This is a genomic window from Ruegeria sp. CDSC051 (assembly GCF_059610665.1).
This window is the reverse complement of record NZ_JBXWOC010000007.1, coordinates 31,842-50,380: the sequence shown is the minus strand read 5'-3', so window position 1 is coordinate 50,380 and position 18,539 is coordinate 31,842. Positions and strand designations below refer to the sequence as shown.

Here is an 18,539-nt window from a genome sequence, read left to right as displayed (position 1 = left end):
TCCGTGGACGAGTATGGTTGAAGTGTATCGCGCGAAAAGGAAATGGCAAAAGTAATGAGCGGACAAATCCCTGTGACACCTTCTCCTGATGGCATTGCGGCATCAGTCAAAGCCGCGAAAACACGGGATTTACCCCCTGTTCACCTGTGGAATCCCCCGTTTTGTGGCGATCTGGACATCAGGATCGCAAAAGATGGTTCTTGGAGTTATTTAGGCTCGCCCATCAACAGGTTCGAGCTTGTGAAGCTTTTTTCCTCAATTCTTAAGAAAGAAGAAGGCAAATATTACCTGGTGACCCCGGTCGAAAAGGTGGGAATCACGGTTGAGGATGTCCCGTTCGTCGCTGTCGACTTTGATGCCGCAGGCTCAGGCGCGGCGCAGATTTTGACTTTCAGCACCCATGTGGGTGACACGGCCAAGGCCGGTCCGGATCACCCGATCCGTGTTGAGTTTGATCCGAAGACCCAGGAACCCTCGCCCTATATCCTGATCCGCGCAAATCTAGAGGCGCGCATTGACCGCAAAAGCTTTTACCGACTGGTCGAGATCGGCACCGATCATGAAGACTGGTTCGGGGTGTGGTCGGGAGGTCAGTTCTTTCCGCTGATCCGCTCAGCCGATCTGGGCTGAGCGCGGCCTGCGATCCTGCGCCAGAACAACGGCGACCGCCACGATGCCCGCGCCCAGTGCGCGGGTTGAATTCCACTCATCCCCCAGCACAATCATGATCAGCATCACGTAAAATGGCGCGATGTTCATATGGAATGAGGCCAGCGCCACGCCCAGCTTTCCAACCGAAGCAACGAACAGGATCTGGCTCAGCCCCAGCGAAATCAGCGCGTAAATCCCCAGCATCCCGATCTGCTGCCCGTCAATCGCAACCTTAGGCACCACATCCATACCCAGCAGCCCAGCGGCAAAGCACAAGATCACGGCCATGGCAAAGCCCCCGATCAACGTGATCGTCGCGCGCCCGGTCTGGCTGAGTTCGGGAAAATCGCGCGCTGTGGTCATGCTGCCCCAGCTGAAAAAGACGACCGACACGACCGCGCATAAGGCCCCAAGGCCCAGCTGCGCCGGGGCGACGGCGCTGGTGGCGATCAGCCCGCCGATAATTGAAACCAGAACGCCTAGGCCAAAATTCCAGCTCAGCCGACGTGTGCCCGCCTTAAGCTCCAGCAGGGTTGCGATTAGTGGCGCGCAAGAGGCGATGATGACGACGGTTACCGGATCGGTCAGCTTTTGCGCCAGGATCAGCAGAAACATCGGGCAGCCAAAGCCAAACGCCCCGACGATCATGGCCCATCCCCATCTGGCCCTTAGAATACGACTGGGACCGTCCAGCATCAGCCAGATCGGCAGCAGCACCAGAACCGCCAGACCCAGACGTGCCGCCAGCAAGCCCACTGGCGACCAGCTTTGCAACAAGACCTCTGCCGCCGGAAAGCCTGCGGCCCATGCCAGCATCGAGGCAACCGCCAACCCGTTGCCAGACAAGGCGGAGTTGCGGTCGGCGGACATAGAAATAGCGGTCCCGCGCACGGGGTCAGGGCTCATTGCCATGGGTCATACCTCTGGTCAAAGCGGCGCCAGAAATGATTCGCCGCATTGTCCCGAACGTCACTGAATTAAACCGGGTGATCTGGCCGATTTTCGACAATCTGTCGTTTTCAGTCCCTTTCGCTGAAATCACCCGACCGATATGGTCCGGCGAACAGACACGCAAAGGCCATCCATGCCCAAATTCGCTGCAAATATCTCATTGCTCTTTGCCGAACTGCCCTATCTCGACCGGTTTCAGGCCGCCGCGCAGGCCGGGTTCAAGGCTGTTGAGGTTCTGTTTCCCTATGATCTGGCTACCAAGGAAACCCACCGTGCTCTGCTGGCTAATGGGCTCGACCTGGTGCTGATCAACGCGCCGCCACCCAACTACACCGGCGGCACTCCCGGATATGCCGCCGTTCCGGGCGGTGAGGCGCGGTTCCAGTCCGACATCCGCCGTGTTCTACGCTATGCTCAGGCGCTACGGCCCGAAAAGATCCACATCATGTCCGGATATTCCTCGGGCGCGGATGCTATGGATTGCTTTGTTCAAAACCTGCAATGGGCCGCAGACCACGCGCCCCAACAGCCGTTCACGATCGAACCGCTCAACCCGGTGTCACAGCCTGAATATTTCCTGAACTCTTACGATCTGGCCGCCGAGGTTTTGGATCGTGTGAACCGGCCCAATGTTGGCCTGCAATATGACAGTTTTCACGCCCAGATGATCCATGGCAACGCGTTGCAGGTCTGGCAGCAGTTCCAAGCCCGCATCGTGCATGCCCAGATCGGAGCGGCACCGGATCGCTCAGAGCCCGGTCGAGGTGAGATGAATTTTGCGGAGCTGTTCCGAGCGATTGATGACAGCGGCTACACCGGCTGGGTCAGTGCTGAATATCAGCCATCGATCCAACGTACCGCCGAGACGCTCTGCTGGATGCACCTTTGATTGTCCGCTGGCACTGGTATTACCCGGAAAAATGGCGCAGATCATTGCCACCTCACACCAAGGATGTCCGGATGATCCCTGCCCGCTATGCCCGCGCCCTGTTCAGCCTGATCATGTCAGGCATGATGTCCTGCATCGTCACCGGTATCGCCACGGCCAAGGCCGTCGGCTTCGGTCCCGCGACGCTGGGCGACTGGATGGGCTCATGGGTTTTCTCCTGGCCCATCGCGTTCACAGTTATCCTACTGCTGGGCCCCAGCGTGCAACGGATGGTCAACCGCATAGTCAGACCACAGGGCTGACCCGCCGCGAAGAGGGCCCGCAGGGCTTGATGAACGGCGGCGCTAGTGCGCCTCGGCCCAATTCGCGCCCTGTCCCGCATCAACGCTGAGTTTCACATCCAGTTTCACCGCTGGGTCCGAGGCCTCCTCCATCACGTCGCGCGCCGCGTCGATCAGCGGGTCAACGGCGTCCTCGGATACTTCGAACAGCAATTCGTCATGCACTTGCAGCAACATTTTCGCAGGCAACCCATGGATCGCATCCGGCATCCGCACCATGGCGCGTCGGATCACGTCGGCCGCGGTGCCTTGAATCGGAGCGTTGATCGCCGCCCGACGCGAAAATCCCGCATGCGGCCCCTTGGCATTGATTTCGGGCGTATGGATTTTGCGCCCGAATAGGGTCTGCACATAGCCATTCTCTTTGGCAAAGGCGACGGTGTCGTCCATATAGGTCCGAATGCCGGGGAAGCGTTCGAAATAGCGGTCGATGAAGCCCTGCGCCTCGGCCCGTGGAATGCGCAGGTTGCGCGCCAGACCAAAACCCGAGATGCCATAGATCACACCGAAGTTGATCGCCTTGGCCTGACGGCGAATATCCGGCGTCATCTCATCCAGCGGCACTTCGAACATTTCCGACGCAGTCATGGCGTGAATGTCCAGCCCATCGGTAAACGCCTGCTTCAAGGCCGGAATATCGGCAATATGCGCCAGAATGCGCAGCTCGATCTGGCTATAGTCGAGGCTGACCAGCACATTTCCCGGTTCGGCAATGAACGCCTCGCGGATGCGACGGCCTTCCTCGGTACGCACGGGGATGTTCTGCAGGTTCGGATCGGTCGAGGCCAAACGACCGGTGTTCGCCCCGGTGATCGAATAGGATGTATGTACCCGGCCCGTATCGGGGTTGATATGGGTCTGCAGCGCGTCCGTATAGGTCGATTTCAGTTTCGACAGCTGCCGCCAATCCAGCACCCGACGCGGCAATTCATGCTCGGTCGCCAGATCCTCAAGGATATCGGCCCCGGTTGAATATTTACCGGTCTTGCCCTTCTTGCCGCCTTCCAGACTCATCTTGTCGAACAGAATCTCGCCCAGCTGAGCGGGCGAGCCTACATTGAAGCTTTCACCAGCCAACTCGTGGATTTCAGCCTCTAACCCGGCCATTTTCTGGGCAAACGCGTTGGACATGCGGCTGAGGACATCGCGGTCAACCTTGATGCCATGCATCTCCATTTCGGCCAGAACCGGCACCAGAGGGCGCTCCAACGTTTCATAGACGGTCGTTACCTGAACCTGATGCAGCTGAGGTTTGAACAGTTTCCACAGCCGCAGGGTGATATCGGCGTCCTCGGCGGCATAGGCCGTGGCCTCGTCAATCGGAACCTTGTCGAAGGTGATCGCGGATTTGCCGGATCCCAGCAGCGGTTTGATCGGAATCGGCTTGTGGTTCAGATAACGCTCGGACAGGGTGTCCATGCCATGCCCATGCTCGCCGCCATGCATCGCATAGGACATCAACATCGTGTCATCAATCGGCGCCACATCCACGCCATAGCGGGCAAAAATCTTGGCATCGTATTTCATGTTTTGCCCGATCTTGAGGATCGACGGGTCCTCTAACATCGGTTTCAGCTGTGTTAGAGCCTGATCCAGCGGCATTTGTCCCTCGGCCAGAGCGTCCGAGCCGAACAGATCGTCGGTGGCACTTTGACGATGGATCAATGGGATATAGCAGGCCTCGCCCGCCTCAATGCAGAGCGAAATGCCAACCAGATCTGCGATCATCTCGTTCAGCCCGGTGGTCTCGGTGTCCACTGCAACCCACCCACGCTCGTAGGCCTGGTCTATCCATTTCTGCAAAGCCCCCGCGTCGCGGACGCATTCATACTTCGACGCGTCGAATGGAATGTCTTCAGCATCGGCCACATCTGCAACGGGCGCAGGCGCGTCTGCAATCACCGGTGCCTCGGCCCCCAGCTTGTCCGCTATGCGCTTGGTGAGGGTGCGGAACTCCATCTCAGCCAGAAAGCCCAGCAGAGTGTCCGGTTCAGGGTCTTGCACCTCAAGATCGTCTAAGGTGAAATCCAGCGGCGTGTTCTCATCCAACTGCACCAGTCTTTTCGACAGTTCAATCTGGTCGCGTTTGTCGATCAGGGTTTGGCGGCGTTTGGGTTGTTTGATCTCTTCGGCGCGGTCCAGCAGGGTTTCCAGATCACCAAATTCATTGATCAAAAGCGCCGCCGTCTTGATCCCAATGCCCGGGGCCCCCGGCACATTGTCCACGCTGTCCCCGGCCAGCGCCTGCACGTCCACCACACGTTCCGGCCCGACGCCGAATTTCTCGAACACACCATCGCGGTCGATGCGCTTGTTCTTCATCGCATCCAGCATTTCGACCCCATCGCCGACCAGCTGCATCAGGTCCTTGTCGGAACTGACGATCGTGACGCGACCACCGGCCTCACGCGCCTGTATGGCAAGGGTGGCAATGATGTCGTCGGCCTCATAGCCCTCAAGCTCTTTGCAGGCGATATTGAAGGCGCGGGTCGCCTCGCGGGTCAGCGGCATCTGAGGGCGCAGATCCTCGGGCATGGCCTCGCGATTGGCCTTGTAAAGGTCATACATATCGTTGCGGAACGTATGAGAGCCCTTGTCAAAGATCACCGCCACATGGGTCGGCGCGTCTGGCCCAGTGTTCCCCTCGACATATTTCTGCAGCATGTTACAGAACCCAGACACGGCCCCAATCGGCAACCCATCGGACTTCCGCGTCAGCGGCGGCAGCGCGTGATAGGCCCTGAAGATAAAGGCCGATCCGTCAATAAGATGAAGGTGACACCCTTTTCCGAAATTGCTCATGCGCGCGCTCCCTGTCGGTCAGGGATGGTTCTGCCACAGGGGCGCACGGGTGACCAGTACAGAAGGTGAACTATCCGCCGAACAGGCCGCCAAATACATCCGAAAAGCTGTTGAGCAGCGCCATGATGACCAGCACACCGAGGAAAGCGAAAAACGCAAAAGCAAAGAACTGAAACAGGATTGCGCCGATGCCGATTGCGATACCCGCAATGGCCGGGCGCAGTTTTTCGTGGCGCAGAATGCCTATGGCCGACAGGATGACGGCCAATCCTCCCAAAAGGGCTACGCCGATCTGCAGAAAGTCGTCCAGATCACGGACCCGGGCCACCGGCTCGGGTTGGTCCAGCCCGGCGGCCGAGCGCAGGGTGGATTTTCCAAGCTCGGCTGCAAGCTCTCCCAAAGACACGCCAGTCGATTGTTGCGGTGCGAATGGCCCGGCCCAGAACAGGAACAGGGCGCCCAACAGGGCCATCGCGGAAACACTAAAACCAATCCATCCGAAGACCGGTTGGTTGGTATTTTGGATACTGGCGTCCATCAACACACTTCCTCCATTGAGCCGGCGCAAAGCTATCGTCAGAACACGACATTAGTTGGGCAGGTTAGACCTTGCCTGATTGGTTTATCAAGCGGGACAAAGTGATCGAGTAAGGCAATGGAACCCAAGTGCCGAAGTCTTCATTCGCAGCCCACAGCACCTCACCGGCCCAGACATGGCAGGTTCGCAGCGCGTTGAAACGCCCTCTGGCCTTAAAACTGATTGTGGTTGGAAAAACCCGGCAGCCAGGAGGCCTGTAGATCGGCCCGCTGACCAGGCGATTTCGATCGTATCATCGCCCTGCGCCCGATTTCCCGATCCGGTTAGAAGCATTCCGATAGCGGCGGCCAGAAAATAGCCAACAGCTCCAATGATTAGGCAGAGGTAAAACCTGCCCGCGGCTTTGCACATTCAGGCGCTGGCCTCGTGCCCTTTTAAGACAAATTTGCAGTCGCAATAGGGGCACTCGACCCAGCCGGTGTCTTCGGGGATCTGTAACCAAACACGTGGGTGGCCCAATGCACCTTCGCCGCCATCACAGGCGACACGAGAGGTTTCGACGATCTTGGTTTCCGGCGCTTCGATTGTCACGGCTGGCGATCCTTCACTGGTTGTCGGCCTCGCGGGCATGCATTAGGTGCGTTTATGAGCGATGAGCAAACCGGGGGCAAGAGCCACATGGACAATGCGGCAATCAGGATCGAAGGGCTGCGCAAGACCTATCGCGGCAGCAAGGGCCAGCCTGAAAAGCAGGCGCTGAAGGGTATCGACCTGACAATCCCGCGTGGTTCAGTCTTTGGATTGCTCGGGCCGAACGGGGCCGGGAAATCGACCCTGATCAACATTCTGGCCGGGCTGGTGGTTAAATCTGCAGGCCATGTGTCGATCTGGGGTCATGACCAAGACCGCAACCCGCGCCAATCTCGCGCTGCCATCGGCGTTATGCCGCAAGAGCTGAACCTGGACCCTTTCTTTACTCCGCGCGGTGCTTTGGAGGTTCAGGCTGGCCTATATGGTGTACCAAAGGCGCAGCGGCGCAGTGATGAAATCCTCGAACTGGTTGGCCTCAGCGACAAGGCCGAGGCCTATGCCCGCACCCTGTCCGGCGGTATGCGGCGCCGGTTGCTGTTGGCCAAGGCTTTGGTGCATAACCCCAAAGTGCTGGTTCTGGACGAACCCACAGCGGGCGTGGATATCGAGCTGCGCCAAATGCTCTGGGCCAACGTGCGCAAGCTGAACCAGCAGGGCATGACCATCATCCTGACGACGCATTACCTGGAAGAAGCACAGGAGATGTGCGACCAGATCGCCATCATCAATCATGGCGAAAAGATCGCACAGGACAGCACGGCAGACCTGCTGGGCCGCATGGATGGTCGGACGATGGTAATTATTCCGGATGGCCCCGTCACTGAACTGCCTGCGACCGAGGGAGTCGAGGCCACACTGCGCGACGATGGCAGCCTGGTGCTGCGCTATCGCAGTGCCCAGACCAGTGCCGAACAGGTTCTGGAATCCGTCAGGGCCGTGGGCATGCGTATCCGGGACGTTCGCACCGAAGAAGCAGATCTTGAGGATGTGTTCCTGGCCCTGACCTCGACCCGGGCGGGCGATGTCCCGGCAGCTGATCTTGATCAGCCGCGCCGGGGATTGCACCGGGTTAAGCTTTAGGCGCGGTCGATCCGCGCGTGATAGCAGTTATTCGACGCGGATCTGATGTGGATATAGGCGACATCCGCGCGGGCAAAGATATCCCCGGCAGCGTTTTGCAATTCCGCCTGCGGCGTAATGATCCCGGTGCCGTAAACAATCCTGTCGTCCGATCCGTACCCTTTAATCAGATAATTGGGTGAGGCGGTCAGCGCCTCGGGCAGGTTGGTGAGATCCTCATAGCGCTGACAATGCTCTACACAAAGGTAAATCGGCCCGGTTTCAGCAAAAGGTTGTGTCGCTGGAAAGGGCCGGTGGGCCAGCACCAGCATTTCCTTTCCCTTGGGAATATAGGTCAGGCAATGACGGCAGGGGTTTCCTTCCCCGTTCGATATCGCCCGTTCGGGCGGGTTGCCATAACCATCAGGCGCGCCTTGGCGATAGGCCTGAACCTGCGCGGTGGGGAGGGCAGATATTTTGTGCATGTTAGGTCTCCTTCTTTGTACAAAAGATGCCTGACCCGGCGAGGGGAACCGACCCGTTTCCTGCGCAAACGCTTCTTTGAGACAGCGCGACATATACGCGCCGTGGCTTGACAGCACGGGCTACAATCCGATCTGAACGGGACGCAATTCAGTTTCGGAACGCCCATGTCCAAACCTACCTCTCCTGCCCGCCCAGGAATTCCTCCGAGGTTTCCCGCCACCGCTGAACAGATCATGTCTCAGGTGAGCGCATTCTACGCCCGCGTCCGGCAGGACGAGGCACTGGCTCCGGTCTTTGCAAACCATGTCAGCGACTGGCCCCCGCACGAGAACAAGATCGCCGCGTTCTGGCGCAACGCCATTCTGCATGAGCGTTGTTATGACGGAAATCCGCAGCGTATTCACATCGAAAGGCCTGATATCAGGCCCGAATTGTTCGATCATTGGCTGGACCTGTTCGAGGAGGTGGCCCATAGCACCCTGCCCGCAGAAACCGCGCTGCCCTGGGTGGCGCTGGCCCGGCGCATCGGCGTAGGGATGAAAGTGGGTGTACAATCCGCGCGCCAGCCAAAGGACGCGCCACCGATCCTGCGATGATCTCAGATCATGGCCGGTTGCCATGTTAGCGGTAAAATAAGGGCTATCAGACTCTGAAAAATGGGTTTATGCAACGGATGAACCCACCATTCCGCTGCCCAAGGCCAGACCCATGAGCACTCAAAACACCACCCTCAGGGGCCTTGGCTATGCGTTTCTGGGCTTTGCTGTCTTTGCCAGCCACGATGCTCTGATCAAGGTGCTGGGCGGAACCTATTCGGTGATGCAAATCATCTTTTTCGCCACGCTGTTTTCCTTTGTGCCGATGGCCGTGACAATCCTGACAGACCGCTCTACCGGCAACTTCCTTCCGCACCATCCCTGGCTGGTCCTGCTGCGGTCGGGGTTGATGGTCACAGGCATGTCCTGCGCATTTTATTCCTTTTCGGTCCTGCCTTTGGCCGAGGTATATTCACTCCTGTTCTCTTTCCCGCTGATCGTCACGGTCCTGTCGATCCCCATATTGGGCGAGGTGGTCCGCGCCCAGCGTTGGGCCGCGGTTGGCGTGGGCCTGATCGGCGTGTTGATCGTTCTGCGCCCGGGTACCACGGACATCACGCTAGGCCATCTGGCGGCGCTGACGGCCGCGTTCTGCAGCGCTTTCGCGTCGGTTCTGGTCCGTAAGATCGGCAATGAGGAACGCTCGGCCGTTCTGATCCTTTATCCGATGCTGCTGGCCATAGTGGTCATGAGCATCGCGCAACCGGCCGTTTATCAGCCTCCGTCCTTGTTGCATCTGGCCATGATGGCACTGGTCGGAGTATTTTCTGTCATTGCCCAACACCTGATTATTCTGGCTTATCGTGCCGCGCCAGCGGGGGTCATCGCCCCCAGCCAATACAGCCAGATCATCTGGGCCACGATCTTTGGCATGGCGTTTTTCGGCGAAAAGCCAGACGGCTGGGTTGCCGTCGGCGCCAGCATCATCATCGCATCTGGTGTCTTCGTCGTCTGGCGCGAGAGCCGGTCGAACACCACCTCGGTCAATACCCCGGTTCTGCGGGTTCGCTCACCGCGTTCGGATACAGGGGCGACGCGACCAGGAGAATGACCCCTGCCTTTACGGCTCTTTGCATCTGATCCTGAGACCACCATTTTCGCCGCTCTTTTCAAACCGGTCTATGGCACGCACCAGATCGCTCAGCCTTTTGTGGCCATAAGAGCGGGAATCAAAATCCGGATACATCTTACCCAGCTGACTTCCGACAATCCCAAGGCTGGTCCAGCCGTCCGGCTCATTGGTATTCTGAACGACATTGCGAATAAGCTGATAGGCATGGTTCAGCTCTTGCTTTGGCTTTGGGCTTTCGGACTTTTTGGCCTGTGGGTTATGTGCCGCTGGCTTCTCAATATTATCAATATAGATGAACCGATTGCACGCTGCCACAAAGGCCTTGGGGGCTTTGCGTTCTCCTATTCCGAACACATCCAACCCCTGCTCGCGTATCCGACTGGCAAGGCGCGTGAAGTCGCTGTCTGACGAGACCAACACAAAGCCGCTGAACCGACCCGAATGTAGAATATCCATGGCATCAATGACCAAGGCAATGTCGCTGGAGTTCTTGCCGGATGTGTTGGCGAATTGCTGATGCGGAACGATGGCGTATTCGGCCAGAGATTTGGCCTCCCATCCCTGCGGTGATCCGTTCGAGAAATCCCCGTATATCCGCCTTAAACCAGCCTCACCGAGCGTGGCAATTTCTTCGAAAATCTCTGCTGCATGTTTTGCAGAGACATTGTCCGCATCGATCAGAACCGCCAGACGGTCTGTCTTTCCTGTCGTCACCTGAAATCCTCAACCTTAAATTTAATTCATAGTGAGGAATGTAAGACCCAAAAAGGGCGAGCAAAAGCCCGCCCTCGGAAACTATTTCGGTTTTCTCAGTAAACCACAACCGAGCGGATGCTTTCGCCCTTATGCATCAGGTCGAACCCATGGTTGATGTCGTCCAGGCCCATGGTGTGGGTGATCATCGGGTCGATCTCGATCTTACCTTCCATGTACCAATCGACGATCTTGGGCACATCCGTGCGGCCACGGGCGCCGCCAAAGGCCGTACCGCGCCAGGAACGACCAGTGACCAGCTGGAACGGGCGGGTCGAGATCTCGGCCCCTGCAGGTGCCACGCCGATGATGATCGATTCACCCCAGCCCTTATGGGCAGATTCCAGCGCCGTGCGCATCACGCCAACATTGCCGGTGGCGTCAAAGGTGTAATCCGCGCCGCCTTTGGTCAGGTTGACCAGATAGGGCACCAGATCGCCTTCAACCTCAGCCGGGTTGACGAAATCGGTCATACCGAACCGGGTGGCCATTTCCACCTTGGAGGGGTTCAGGTCGACGCCGACGATCTGGTCGGCGCCTGCCAATCGTAGACCTTGAATGACGTTCAAACCGATGCCACCCAGACCAAACACAATCGCACGGCTTCCGATTTCAACTTTGGCGGTGTTGATCACCGCGCCGATGCCGGTGGTCACACCACAACCGATATAGCAGATCTTATCGAAAGGCGCGTCCGGGCGCACTTTGGCAAGCGCGATTTCCGGCAGGACCGTGTGGTTGGCAAAGGTCGAGCAGCCCATGTAATGCAGGATCGGATCACCATCCAGCGTCGAGAACCGAGAGGTGCCATCGGGCATCAACCCTTGGCCCTGCGTCGAACGGATCGCCTGACACAGGTTGGTTTTGGGATGCAGGCAGTATTCACATTCGCGACACTCGGGGGTGTAAAGCGGGATCACGTGATCGCCCGGCTTCAGGCTGGTCACGCCCGGGCCGACATCGACCACCACACCTGCGCCTTCATGGCCCAGAATGGCGGGGAACAGGCCTTCGGGGTCTGCACCCGACAGGGTGAATTCGTCGGTGTGGCAAATGCCGGTCGCCTTGATCTCGACCAGAACCTCGCCCGCCTTGGGGCCTTCGAGGTTCACATCCATCACTTCCAAAGGTTTTCCGGCCTGAACGGCAACGGCGGCACGGGTGCGCATGATGTACTTCTCCCAGTCAAATTTGGCCTGACCCTGCGTTAAATGCAGGGTTTTTTCAACTGCGCTTTGATGGCAGCAATGCTAAATATTTGATATTACAGAAACGACATTGCCAGAAAGAGGAGCGCCAATGCGCCGTTTGACCCCTGTTTTGATTTTGCTGGTCGCATGTACGGAGTCGCCCGCTCCTGAGGACGCGCCACTGCCACTTGAACCCGCCCCGGTCGATTTGGCTTTTTGCAGAGGAGAGCCATTTGCCGATGCGATTGGCAAGCCTGTATCGACCATTCAGTCGCAATTACCCGAACGGTCGCGCGTTTTAGGCCCCGATGACATCGCCACACAGGATTATCGCATCGACCGGTTGAACGTCTTTGTGGACGGCTCAGGGATCATACAGAATCTGACCTGCGGTTAAGCCTGGCAGAAGCTCAAAACCCCAATGTTAGGGCCTATCTTCCGCGATATATCACCCAATCCGGCAAATAGCCCACAAGGCGGATCAGCCATGAAAACGGCGCTGGGAAGTCTGTGCGGAATCTGTGGCGGGATATTGCCCGAACCACATGCTGGGCCGCGCCCTGAGGCGTCATCAGCATCGGCATCCTGAAACTGTTCTTTTCGGTCAGGCGAGTCTTGATGAAGCCGGGATTTACGATCCGAACCGTGACGCCCGAACCCGCCAGATCATGCCGCATGGTTTCTGCCAGTGAAATCAAAGCCGCCTTGCTGGCACCATACCCGACTGCAGATGGCAGGCCATGATAGCCGGACAGCGACCCGATCAGCGTGATCTCCCCCTGCCCGGCCTTAACAAACCCAGGAAGTATTTCGCCCAGAACCCGCAAAGCGCCCTGAAAATTCACATCGGACATCCGAAGAGCGGCCTCGGTGTTCCACTCAGTGCTGCGCATCGGGTCATAAGCTCCGGCATTATAGATAAGGCCATCCACCTTTCCGGCAGCGGAAGCGGCACGTCGAACAGAGTCTAAATCGGCGACATCGCAACGAATGGCTTTTGAATTTGGCAGAATGCTGCAGATTTCATCCAGGCGTTTCGCGTTTCGCGCCGACAGGATCACCCGGGCGCCGCGATTGCTTAGAGCCTGCGCCAATGCACGACCCAGACCTTCGCTTGCGCCGACTATCCAATAAGTTTTCCCGTCAAAGCTGTTCATGCCGACCATTTCTGAATTGTGTTATTTCAATACGGTTACACGGCCAGTTTGGATCACCTTCGGTTGCTCGCGGTGAGGCCGCTAAATTGCAGCCGCACCTGAAAAACCCCTGTCTTGAATGATCCAATCCTGCTCCTACTGCGTATTCATTATCAAAACGTCACGTAACGAGGCTATCATGTTCGACGAAACCCAAAGGGGCAGGAAAAAAATCGCCATAGTTGGCGCAGGCATTTCAGGCCTTTCAGCGGCTTATTATCTTTCCGAAAACAATGACGTGACACTCTTTGAGGCTGAACCCAGGCTTGGCGGGCATGCCCGCACGGTCACGGCGGGAAAAAATGGCGATCAGCCCGTCGATACCGGTTTTATCGTCTTCAACTATGCCACCTACCCTTACCTGACACGGTTGTTCGATACGCTGAACGTGCCTGTCGAAAAATCCGAGATGAGCTTTGGTGCGACCATCGACAACGGGCGCATCGAATACGGGCTGAACAACCTGCGCACTCTTACGGCGCAGAAACGCAATCTTGCGCGGCCGGCCTATTACAAGATGATCGCCGACATCCTGCGTTTTGGCAGAGAGGCCCCGGACGCAGCCAAGGACGATGACACAACGATCGGAGAGCTGGTTGATCAGCTGCGGTTGGGGCACTGGTTTCGGCACAATTACCTGATGCCCATGTGCGGAGCGATCTGGTCGACCCCAGTTGAATTTGTGGATCAATTCCCGGCGCGGTCGCTGGTGCAGTTCTTTCGCAATCACGCTCTGCTGGCCAATGGCCGCGCCAATCAGCACCAATGGTACACCGTCAAGGGCGGCAGCATTGAATATGTCCGCCGGATTGACGCCACCCTGCGTGCCCGCGGGGCCGAAATACGTCTGGCCAGCCCCGTTCAGAGGGTTCAGCGCAATGAGATAGGCGTGACCGTTCACAGCCAAGGCCAGTCGGATCAGTATGATGAGATCATTCTGGCCACCCACTCGGATCAATCCCTTGCCATTCTGGGCCAGGATGCCACCCCAGCCGAAGCAGCCGCGCTTGGCGCGATCCAGTATCAGCCCAACACGGCCATCCTGCATTGCGATCCGTCGCAGATGCCCAAACGCCGAGCCTGTTGGTCCAGCTGGACCTATCGCTCGCAGGCCGGGAATGTCGGGGTGACCTATTGGATGAACAGGCTGCAGAATATTCCCGACAGTGACCCGCTGTTTGTGACGCTGAACGCCTCATCCGAGATCGCCGCCGACAAGATCTATGATCAGGTCGAATTCGCCCATCCGGTTTTTGACAAGGCCGCACTTTGGGCACAGGGGCAAATCCGCGAGATGCAGGGACAGAACCGCACCTGGTTTGCGGGCGCCTATAACCGGCACGGGTTTCACGAAGACGGGATTGCCAGCGCCATGCATGTCGTCGAGCGGATCGCTGGCGGCCCGCAAACCATCGGAGCAGACAATGGCACCCCCGAACAGATCGCGGCCATCCCTGTTGCGGCCGATCTTTGAGCTGTTGCGCCTGGCCATTCTGGCGCTGGCGATGGTGCTGCCCTGCGGTTTAGCGGCGTCACCTCTGGCTGAACGGTTGGGCGATCCACAGGTTCTGGGCAGCTCTACGTTCCGGTTTCTGGGTTTGCCCGTTTACGATGCTAGGCTTTATACGCCCGGCGGCGCACCGTTTAACTGGAATCAAGAGTTCGGACTGAAACTGACATACCGCAAATCCATCGCGCAGAAGGCTCTGATCAAGTCGACGCTTGACGAAATGGTGCGACAGGGCAACCCGACACCAACCGCCGATCAGTTGCAGGCCTGTTTTCAGGCCGTCAGCAAAGGCGACAGCTATCTGGCAATCCCGGAGGGTCCGGACAAGATCGGGTTCTGGCGCAATGGCAGCAGAACATGCACCTTGTCGAGCCCGGGCATCACGCGCGCATTCATATCGATCTTTCTTGGCAGCAACACCAGATCGGCCAACTTTACCCGGCAGTTGAAGGGTCAGTGATGCTGTATCCCCGGGTCAGTCTCTATGCGTTGATGCTCGCCGCTGCAGGCATCCCGCTTTACATTCACCTGCCGCGTTTTGCGGCGGTCAATCTGGGCATTGGCCTTGGGGTGATCGGCGCCGTCCTGTTGCTGATCCGTTTGGTTGACCTTGTGCAGGATCCCCTGATTGGCTGGGCGATTGACCGGTGGCCTGGTGGCCAGCTTTTGTTTGCTGCCCTCGCCGCACTTGGGCTGGCCGTTGGCTTCCCGCTGCTGTTCACTCTGTCTGAGGGTGCGTCCGTTGCCAGTTTGGTGGCCATCCTTATCCTGCTGTTTTCAGCCTACAGCCTGGGAACCATCCTGCTCTATGGCCGCAGCGCCACGTTGGCCAAAACGCCCACCCCGTCCGAGCTGATGACACTCGCCGCCTATCGCGAGGGCGGGCAGCTAACCGGCGTGATACTTGCCGCAAGTGCCCCCGCGCTGTTTGTCGCCTTTGGCGCGCAGGCGCAGGGCTATCCTGCGTTCGGGCTGTTTTTGGGCCTCATCGCCATTCTGACCTTTGTCCTGACGGCCCCGATCTGGCGACGCGCGCCGATAACCGGACAAGCCCTGACCTTTTCCGGGCTCGGCGATGCCGGTGCGTTGCGCCTGCTGGTTCTTGCGCTGATCAACAGCTTGCCGGTCGCCATCACCTCTACCCTGTTTCTGTTTTTTGTCGAAGACCGGCTGCAACTGCCAGGCATGGCAGGACCGCTGTTGATCTTGTTCTTCCTCAGCGCGGGGGCAAGCGTGCCCCTTTGGGCGCGGCTCAGCAATCGGATTGGCCCGAAACAGACCCTAATGATCGCCATGCCGCTGTCGATTGCGGCCTTTGTCAGCGCCGCGACGCTGTCAACCGGCAGCCTAGCCGGGTTCGCCCTGATCTGCATTGCATCGGGCGCCGCACTTGGGGCGGATATGGTGGTGCTGCCGGCCATGTTCTCGGTCGCTCTGACACGCGCAGGTCTGAACGCATCCGCCGCATTCGGCATCTGGTCATTCGCGGGCAAGCTGGGGCTGGCCCTGGCGGCCTTTTTCACCCTTCCATTGCTGGAACGCAGCGGATTCACTCCGGGACAGGCAAATTCAGCCGAGGCGCTGCGAACGCTCAACCTCGCCTATGCCATTTTGCCGTGCATCCTGAAACTCGGCGCGTTTGGAATGGTCCTGACGCTGCCAACTGAGGTCTCAGCCAAATGAAACTACTTGCTATAGCCCTGCTCATCATCTTCGCCCTGTCCATTGCAAAGGGGCGCTATCTTAGCTTTCGGGCCCAATCGCCTGAGGATTACAGCGGTACCGGCCCCGCCTTTGAAATGAAGGAAAACCTGAACGGGGAGATCCTGTCCGAAGGGCTGATCTATGGCCCCGACGGCAAGATGTCGAACAGCTTTGTCGCCCGTATGGTCGGGGAATGGGACGGCAACACAGGCACCCTGACCGAGAATTTCACCTATTCCAACGGCAAGAAGATGGCCCGCAAATGGTATCTGACTCTGGGCACAGGAAACACATTCATCGCGACAGCAGATGACATCGTGGGCGAAGGGCGCGGCACGGTCTCGGGCTCGACCGTAAAGCTGACCTACAAGATCATCCTGCCCGAGGACGCAGGGGGGCACACGCTGGACGTGACCGACTGGATGTACCTGACGGAAAGTGGCGTGATCATGAACCGATCCGAGATGCGAAAGTTCGGCATCAAAGTCGCCGAGCTGATAGCCACCATGCGCCCGGCGCCCTCCACCAAATCAACCTATCTGGACCGGGCGAATGGCCATGACACCGCCGCTGAAACACGGGTGCTGCAATGAAACCACGTCGTCTTGTCATCGCGGGCCTTGCTGTTCTGGGGCTGACCGTTCTGGCTGCCTGCTCTGCGAAACCCCGAACCCCCAAGACCTTTTTGTCCGATCGGCAGTTGAACCTGGAAGAGTTCTTTGAGGGTCAGACTGTGGCCTATGGTCAATTTCAGGATGTTCTGGGCAATGTGCCACGCCGGTTCACTGTTGATATCAATGGCACATGGGATGGCGAGACGCTGACCCTGATCGAGGATTTCGTCTATGACGACGGCGCAACCGAGCAGCGCGCCTGGACCCTGACCAAAACCGGCGAGGATACCTGGACCGGCACAGCCCCCGGCGTGCTGGGCACCGCCAGCGGGATCGAGCGTGGTGACACGTTCAACTGGACCTACAAGATCGACCTGCCCGTCAAGGATGGGACCATGCGGGTCGATTTCGATGACTGGATGTGGCTGCTGAGCGATGACCGGCTGCTAAACCGGGCCTATGTCTCGCGCTATGGCATCCGGCTGGGTGAGGTCATTTTGTTCTTTGAAAAGAAATAGTCAGACAGAAAAAGGGCGAACCCGAAGGCCCGCCCTTAGATCAATCTGGTTCAGATCAGCTTAGAAGTTGAACTGAGCACCAAAGTCGGCACGGATCTTGCCGTCGTCGTCGCCGTCTTTGATCTCGCCAACTGCACCACGCAGCGATACACCGCCGCCCAGGTCATAGATGGCGCCAACACCGATATTGCGGGTGTCGTCGTCAGCCGAACCGTCACCGTAAACCAGCTGCAGCGTGGTTGCCGCACCCAGATCATAGGCGACCGAGAAACCATAAGCGGTGCCATCTTCGGCGTCGTTGTTGACGTCATCGTCAGCCACGAACAGGGTGCCGTAGAAATCGCCCAGTTCTGCACCAAGGGTCAGAACAGTCAGGCTTTCCTTGTCAACGCCTGCGCCTTCATCAGTTTCACCATATGCCAGCGAGGCTGTGAAGTTGTTGAAGGTGTAAGATGCGCTTACGTCCCAGCGATCACGGTCGTCAGTGATGCCTGCGCCCAGGAATTTCGTGTCCTGGTCATAGGATGCCGAGAATGCCAGATCGCCAACGGTGTAGCGGAAGAACACAGCATTCGCGCCCGTGCCGGTTGAGCTGTATTCCAGGAAGGAATAGTTCACGCCCGAATACTGACCCAGGAATTCTTCCAGGCCCGGCTCGGTACCGAAGTAGTCATCCAGGTTGTCGAACGAACCCGAAACGTTACCGGCGTCAACACGCAGGCCGCCATAGATAACCGAGAAACGGGCGCCATTCAGGCCAGCTTCGTTCTGCTCGCCGGTGCTTGAATCGTCATCCGCCTGCAGACGAACACGGCCCTGGAATTCAACGCCGCCATCTGTTTCGGCACTGGCGTCGATGTTCAGACGAAAACGCGACACCAAAATGGTATCGTCGGTCGAGGCGTTGTTTGAATTGACCGCACCAGACGCGGTCGTTGTGGTGGTGGTTGCTGAACGGTCTTCTTCATAGCCCAGACCAAAGCGGCCATAGCCGCTGAATTTGACTTCCGCGGCAGCAACACTGGCGGTTGCAATCAGCGCGGTCGATGCGATGAGTACGTTTTTCATGGTTAATCCA

Annotated in this window: 21 protein-coding genes; 12 read left to right on the top strand and 9 right to left on the bottom strand. The window is 58.1% G+C overall.

The genetic code is table 11. The annotated features are described in order from the left end of the window. The first annotated feature begins 54 nt into the window (after positions 1 to 54). A complete protein-coding gene (locus AC2FH0_RS15885) occupies positions 55 to 630 on the top strand; it encodes a DUF1285 domain-containing protein (protein WP_496789786.1) in 576 nt (191 codons plus the stop codon). Here AC2FH0_RS15885 and AC2FH0_RS15880 read toward each other — a convergent pair. After that, complete coding sequence (locus AC2FH0_RS15880; RefSeq protein ID WP_496789785.1) at positions 613 to 1,557, bottom strand: DMT family transporter; 945 nt, start codon at positions 1,555 to 1,557, stop codon at positions 613 to 615. The two genes, AC2FH0_RS15885 and AC2FH0_RS15880, sit on opposite strands and share 18 nt — an antisense overlap. A 178-nt stretch (positions 1,558 to 1,735) precedes the next feature. Between AC2FH0_RS15880 and AC2FH0_RS15875 the strand changes: the two genes are divergently transcribed. Both AC2FH0_RS15875 and AC2FH0_RS15870 read left to right on the top strand, forming a co-directional pair. After that, a complete protein-coding gene (locus AC2FH0_RS15875; RefSeq protein ID WP_496789784.1) occupies positions 1,736 to 2,491 on the top strand; it encodes a hydroxypyruvate isomerase family protein in 756 nt (251 codons plus the stop codon). Positions 2,492 to 2,562: 71 nt separating this feature from the next. Further along, complete coding sequence (locus AC2FH0_RS15870; protein ID WP_496789783.1) at positions 2,563 to 2,793, top strand: DUF2798 domain-containing protein; 231 nt, start codon at positions 2,563 to 2,565, stop codon at positions 2,791 to 2,793. A 42-nt stretch (positions 2,794 to 2,835) separates the two neighbouring features. Here AC2FH0_RS15870 and polA read toward each other — a convergent pair whose 3' ends face one another. The 3 genes from polA to AC2FH0_RS15855 form a co-directional block, all read right to left on the bottom strand. Further along, positions 2,836 to 5,634, bottom strand: coding sequence for a DNA polymerase I (gene polA, locus AC2FH0_RS15865; protein ID WP_496789781.1), 2,799 nt, complete (start codon positions 5,632 to 5,634; stop codon positions 2,836 to 2,838). Positions 5,635 to 5,704: 70 nt separating this feature from the next. Next, positions 5,705 to 6,172 (bottom strand): hypothetical protein, encoded by a 468-nt coding sequence (locus AC2FH0_RS15860; RefSeq protein WP_281973333.1) that lies wholly within the window; start codon positions 6,170 to 6,172, stop codon positions 5,705 to 5,707. A 411-nt stretch (positions 6,173 to 6,583) separates the two neighbouring features. Further along, on the bottom strand, positions 6,584 to 6,763 hold the full coding sequence (locus AC2FH0_RS15855; RefSeq protein ID WP_142638543.1) for a zinc-finger domain-containing protein: 180 nt from the start codon (positions 6,761 to 6,763) through the stop codon (positions 6,584 to 6,586). A gap of 87 nt (positions 6,764 to 6,850) precedes the next feature. Here AC2FH0_RS15855 and AC2FH0_RS15850 point away from each other — a divergent pair, with 87 nt between their 5' ends. Beyond that, a complete protein-coding gene (locus AC2FH0_RS15850) occupies positions 6,851 to 7,843 on the top strand; it encodes an ABC transporter ATP-binding protein (protein WP_142638697.1) in 993 nt (330 codons plus the stop codon). Here AC2FH0_RS15850 and AC2FH0_RS15845 read toward each other — a convergent pair. Beyond that, positions 7,840 to 8,307, bottom strand: a complete 468-nt coding sequence (locus AC2FH0_RS15845) for a DUF1203 domain-containing protein (RefSeq protein WP_142638541.1) — start codon at positions 8,305 to 8,307, stop codon at positions 7,840 to 7,842. The two genes, AC2FH0_RS15850 and AC2FH0_RS15845, sit on opposite strands and share 4 nt — an antisense overlap. Before the next feature lie 165 nt (positions 8,308 to 8,472). On the opposite strand from AC2FH0_RS15845, the gene AC2FH0_RS15840 reads away from it, so the two are divergent. Beyond that, entirely contained in the window at positions 8,473 to 8,904 is a 432-nt protein-coding gene (locus tag AC2FH0_RS15840) for a group III truncated hemoglobin (protein ID WP_142638539.1), read from the top strand. Positions 8,905 to 9,016: 112 nt separating this feature from the next. After that, on the top strand, positions 9,017 to 9,955 hold the full coding sequence (locus AC2FH0_RS15835; protein ID WP_496706935.1) for a DMT family transporter: 939 nt from the start codon (positions 9,017 to 9,019) through the stop codon (positions 9,953 to 9,955). Positions 9,956 to 9,964: 9 nt separating this feature from the next. On the opposite strand, the gene AC2FH0_RS15830 is transcribed toward AC2FH0_RS15835, so the two are convergent. Further along, positions 9,965 to 10,690 carry an NYN domain-containing protein gene (locus AC2FH0_RS15830; RefSeq protein ID WP_496692811.1) on the bottom strand — a complete coding sequence of 242 codons (726 nt, stop codon included), beginning with the start codon at positions 10,688 to 10,690 and terminating at the stop codon, positions 9,965 to 9,967. Between the two features lie 95 nt (positions 10,691 to 10,785). Beyond that, the gene (locus AC2FH0_RS15825) at positions 10,786 to 11,898 is read right to left on the bottom strand and encodes an S-(hydroxymethyl)glutathione dehydrogenase/class III alcohol dehydrogenase (RefSeq protein ID WP_496697919.1); all 1,113 of its coding nucleotides are present in this window, start codon (positions 11,896 to 11,898) and stop codon (positions 10,786 to 10,788) included. 130 nt (positions 11,899 to 12,028) lie between these two features. Between AC2FH0_RS15825 and AC2FH0_RS15820 the strand changes: the two genes are divergently transcribed. Next, on the top strand, positions 12,029 to 12,316 hold the full coding sequence (locus AC2FH0_RS15820) for an I78 family peptidase inhibitor (RefSeq protein WP_496678465.1): 288 nt from the start codon (positions 12,029 to 12,031) through the stop codon (positions 12,314 to 12,316). 34 nt (positions 12,317 to 12,350) lie between these two features. On the opposite strand, the gene AC2FH0_RS15815 is transcribed toward AC2FH0_RS15820, so the two are convergent. After that, the gene (locus tag AC2FH0_RS15815) at positions 12,351 to 13,076 is read right to left on the bottom strand and encodes an SDR family NAD(P)-dependent oxidoreductase (protein ID WP_496789874.1); all 726 of its coding nucleotides are present in this window, start codon (positions 13,074 to 13,076) and stop codon (positions 12,351 to 12,353) included. A 178-nt stretch (positions 13,077 to 13,254) separates the two neighbouring features. Between AC2FH0_RS15815 and AC2FH0_RS15810 the strand changes: the two genes are divergently transcribed. From AC2FH0_RS15810 to AC2FH0_RS15790, 5 genes are read left to right on the top strand one after another with little or no spacing between them, the layout of a single operon-like run. After that, complete coding sequence (locus AC2FH0_RS15810; protein WP_496789779.1) at positions 13,255 to 14,589, top strand: NAD(P)/FAD-dependent oxidoreductase; 1,335 nt, start codon at positions 13,255 to 13,257, stop codon at positions 14,587 to 14,589. Beyond that, on the top strand, positions 14,540 to 15,085 hold the full coding sequence (locus tag AC2FH0_RS15805) for a hypothetical protein (protein WP_496789778.1): 546 nt from the start codon (positions 14,540 to 14,542) through the stop codon (positions 15,083 to 15,085). The genes AC2FH0_RS15810 and AC2FH0_RS15805 overlap by 50 nt, the downstream gene beginning before the upstream one ends. Beyond that, on the top strand, positions 15,085 to 16,308 hold the full coding sequence (locus AC2FH0_RS15800; protein WP_496692816.1) for an MFS transporter: 1,224 nt from the start codon (positions 15,085 to 15,087) through the stop codon (positions 16,306 to 16,308). Before AC2FH0_RS15805 ends, AC2FH0_RS15800 begins: the two co-directional genes overlap by 1 nt. Next, on the top strand, positions 16,305 to 16,922 hold the full coding sequence (locus tag AC2FH0_RS15795; RefSeq protein WP_496706926.1) for a DUF3833 domain-containing protein: 618 nt from the start codon (positions 16,305 to 16,307) through the stop codon (positions 16,920 to 16,922). Before AC2FH0_RS15800 ends, AC2FH0_RS15795 begins: the two co-directional genes overlap by 4 nt. Beyond that, positions 16,919 to 17,461, top strand: coding sequence for a DUF3833 domain-containing protein (locus AC2FH0_RS15790; RefSeq protein ID WP_496706924.1), 543 nt, complete (start codon positions 16,919 to 16,921; stop codon positions 17,459 to 17,461). The genes AC2FH0_RS15795 and AC2FH0_RS15790 overlap by 4 nt, the downstream gene beginning before the upstream one ends. Before the next feature lie 60 nt (positions 17,462 to 17,521). On the opposite strand, the gene AC2FH0_RS15785 is transcribed toward AC2FH0_RS15790, so the two are convergent. Beyond that, positions 17,522 to 18,529: a porin gene (locus AC2FH0_RS15785; protein ID WP_496678480.1), complete on the bottom strand. Its 1,008-nt coding sequence runs from the start codon at positions 18,527 to 18,529 to the stop codon at positions 17,522 to 17,524. Between the last annotated feature and the right edge of the window lie 10 nt (positions 18,530 to 18,539).